Origin of the sequence: Streptomyces chiangmaiensis, from assembly GCF_036281785.1 — a bacterium.
Lineage (GTDB): Bacteria > Actinomycetota > Actinomycetes > Streptomycetales > Streptomycetaceae > Streptomyces > Streptomyces chiangmaiensis.
Genome location: NZ_JAYWVC010000415.1, coordinates 1 through 3,578 on the forward strand (window position 1 = coordinate 1; position 3,578 = coordinate 3,578).

General features: G+C 69.4%; 1 protein-coding gene. It reads left to right on the forward strand.

What is annotated here, in order from left to right; translation table 11 throughout:
* Positions 1-389 precede the first annotated feature (389 nt).
* On the forward strand, positions 390-3,569 hold the full coding sequence (locus VXC91_RS43510) for a nitrate- and nitrite sensing domain-containing protein (protein ID WP_329512878.1): 3,180 nt from the start codon (positions 390-392) through the stop codon (positions 3,567-3,569).
* Positions 3,570-3,578 lie beyond the last annotated feature (9 nt).

Sequence of the window (3,578 nt, forward strand, 5' to 3'; positions counted from 1 at the left end):
CCTCATGGCACGTCTGCGGTAGCGCAAGTCGTCGGCATCATACGGCAGTTGTCGTAGATATGCGGGAGCCGGCTGTGGCGTTTGACACGGCCGGCCCCGCTGTTCATAACGTTTCGACAGAGATATCGAGTGGTATGGCCACGCGTCGCGGTCAGTCGGTGTCGCTGCGCTCACAAAAGCCCCGTCATTTGGCGGGGCTCGCTCTTTATGACCGTTTTATCTGGGGCTTTCAGCCAGTGGAGCGTTCACTTCCGAGTGTTTGGAATGGTGCAGGCTGACGTGCTGGAATGCCTGAACTGCCCAGTAGTCAAGGACGAACAAGTCGGAGACAGGGCTCTTGAGACACCGCGGCACGACGTAGGTGCCGTCGCCGAGAGGTTGTTGGTCGAGTGAGGCGAAGCAAGAACGGTCCCGAGCCGTCGGCGCGGGGCAACTTCACCCCGCCGCCGCGCGGAGCGGCACCCGCACAAGTGCCCGGCCCGGAGCCATCGGCTCTCCCGCCCAGGGGCAGCCGCTTCTCGCCGCGCAACTGGCGCGTGCCGACGAGGCTGAACGCGATCCTGCTCATACCCGTGCTGGTGGGCCTGGTCATGGGCGGCTTCCAGGTGAGGAGTTCGATAGACACCTGGCAGGAGGCAAAGGACGCGGAGAACACCGCACGACTGGTGCAGGCATCACTGTCCTATGCGGACGCGCTCTATCAGGAGCGCGACATCTCCGCGGCGCCCCTGCTGAAGGGCAAGGCCCAGTCCGCCGAGGACAAGGCGACCGTCAAGAAGGTGCGTGACGCCTCCGACGCGGCCGCCGCCGCCTTCAACGGCGCCGCGCAGAACATGCCGCACAAGGCGGGCCTGGAGCGCCGCCTCGGCATCTTCCGCGACGCCGAGAAGCAGCTGCCGGCACTGCGGCAGGCTGCCTACACCGCCAAGCTCCCCGGCGTGAAGACCGAGGAGGGCTATGTCGCGGTCGCGCACCCGCTGATGGAGTTCGCCAACGAGCTCGGCCTCGGCACCGGCAACATCACCAGCTACGGCCGTAGCGTCTACGCCATCTCGCTCACCAAGGCCGCACTCTCCCTGGAACGCTCGATCGGCATGCACCTGCTGGTCAGCCCGGGCCCCGAAGCCACCGACCTCGCCAAGCAGCGCGTCGCCCTCTCCTCGTACACCTACCTCGAGGGCATCGCCGTCGAGGAGTACCTCGGCGGTGGCACCGCGGCCGACGCCAGGAAGCTGGATGAGGCCACGACCAAGCTGAAGAGCGACGGCGCCGCCCTGGCGAAGCAGGCCGCCCAGAAGGCGAAGGCCGAGGGCAAGACCTATGTGCCGCCGCCGTCCGACCCCACGGTGATGGTCGCGGTGCTCGCCTCCCTGAAGTCCCCGACCCCGGAGGCCGTCGGGGCCCTCGCCTCGCAGGGCGTCACCCCCGCCAACTGGTGGGCGGTGAACACCCTCAAGTACAACGCCTACCGCCAGATCGAGTCGGACCTGGCCGACAAGGCCGTGGCGGACGCCTCGAGCATCGCCGACGACGCCCAGCGGTCCGCGTTCGTCACGGGCGCCATCGTCGTCGTCGCCCTGCTCGCCGCGTTCATCCTGGCCAGCCTCATGGCCCGCCAGATGAGCCGCTCGATGCGCCAGCTGCGCAACGCCGCCTTCGGCGTCGCCGAACAGCGCCTGCCGATGCTGGTCGACCAGCTCTCGCGCACCGACCCGGGCCGTGTCGACACCCGCGTCGCGCCCATCCCGATCTCCTCCACGGACGAGATCGGCGAGGTCGCCCGCGCCTTCGACCAGGTCCACCGCGAGGCCGTCCGGCTCGCGGCCGAGCAGGCCCTGCTGCGGGGCAACATCAACGCGATCTTCACCAACCTCTCGCGTCGCAACCAGTCGCTGATCGAGGGCCAGCTGACCCTGATCACCGACCTGGAGAACAACGAGGCCGATCCGGACCAGCTCGAGAACCTCTTCCGGCTCGACCACCTCGCGACCCGTATGCGCCGCAACGGCGAGAACCTCCTCGTCCTCGCCGGCGAAGAGCCCGGCCGCCGCTGGGACCAGCCGGTCCCGCTGATCGACGTGCTGCGCGCCGCCGCCTCCGAGGTGGAGCAGTACGAGCGCATCCAGCTGTCCGGCGTTCCGGAGGCCGAGATCCACGGTCGCGCCGTGACCGACCTCGTGCACCTGCTCGCCGAGCTGCTGGAGAACGCGACCACGTTCTCCTCGCCGCAGACCAAGGTCCGCGTCACCGCCACCCGTCTTCCCGACGGCCGGATCATGATCGAGATCCACGACAAGGGCATCGGGCTGACGGCCGAGGACTTCGCGGACATCAACCACAAGCTGGCCAACCCGCCGACCGTGGACGCCGCGATCTCGCAGCGCATGGGTCTGTTCGTGGTCGGCCGGCTGTCGGACCGGCACGGCATCCGGGTCCAGCTGCGGCCTTCCGGCGAGCAGGCGGGCACCACGTCGCTGGTCATGCTCCCGGACGCCATCACCCACGGCGGTGGCGGCGAGCAGCCACTGGAGCGCGACGAGTTCACGGTCTCGCACATCATCCCGGAGCAGCAGTTCCAGGGCGAGGACTTCGGGGCCCCGCAGCCGATGCGTACGGCCGCGGAACTCGGCTTCGACGACAGCCGCTATGTGGAGGTCCCGGACGACATCCGGGACCTGGACCCCGTCGGGCGCTCGCTGATGCGCGAGGAGCGTCGTGCGGCCCTGGAGGCCCAGGCACAGGGCCACAGCCGCCCGCAGGAGGCCGACGAGCCCCGCCCGTCGTACCAGGACGGGTTTGAGGGACAGCAGTCCGCGTACGGCAACGGACAGCACCCGTACGAGGAGCAGCAAGCGGCGTACGAGGAGCAGTACTACGCGCCGAACGGTGGCCTGCCGCAGGGCGACGGCTTCCCGTCCGGTGGCTACCCGGAGCCCGCCTACGCGGAGCCGGTCCAGGACAACCGTGCGGCGACCCAGGCGACCACGCCGGAGACGTTCCCGGCCTTCGAGGAGTCCTCGTACCAGGAGGACTGGCCGAAGCGGGACGACTACCAGAGCGCATACCGTGGTGATTACGCTCCGGATACGGAATCCATGCAGGCCGCTGACGTGAGTGAGCGCGACCGCGTAGGCTTCGACCGTCCAGGACCGGCCCCCTCCGCCGTCCACGACCTGACGGATGCCGGACTGCCCCGCCGCGGCTCCACCGCGAACGGCGGCAACGGCCGTCCGCAGCCCGTGACGCAGGAGCCGTCGTCGGCCACGGAGCAGGGTGACGGCTGGCGCTCCGCAAACGACCAGCGGTGGGAGCAGGCGTCCCAGGTCCGGAAACCGAAGGCGGGCGGGGTCACCTCCTCCGGTCTGCCCCGGCGGGTGCCCAAGGCGAACCTGATCGAGGGCGCCGCGGAGACGACCCCGCAGGGAGGCCCACAGGTCTCCCGCGCCCCCGAGGACGTGCGGGGCAGGCTGAGCAACCTGCGCCGAGGCGTCCAGCGCGGACGCAACGCAGGCAGTGAAACGAACGGCCAGGGCTTCGGTCCTGACAGCACCTACAACCAGGAGCGTTAGTGTGAGCCC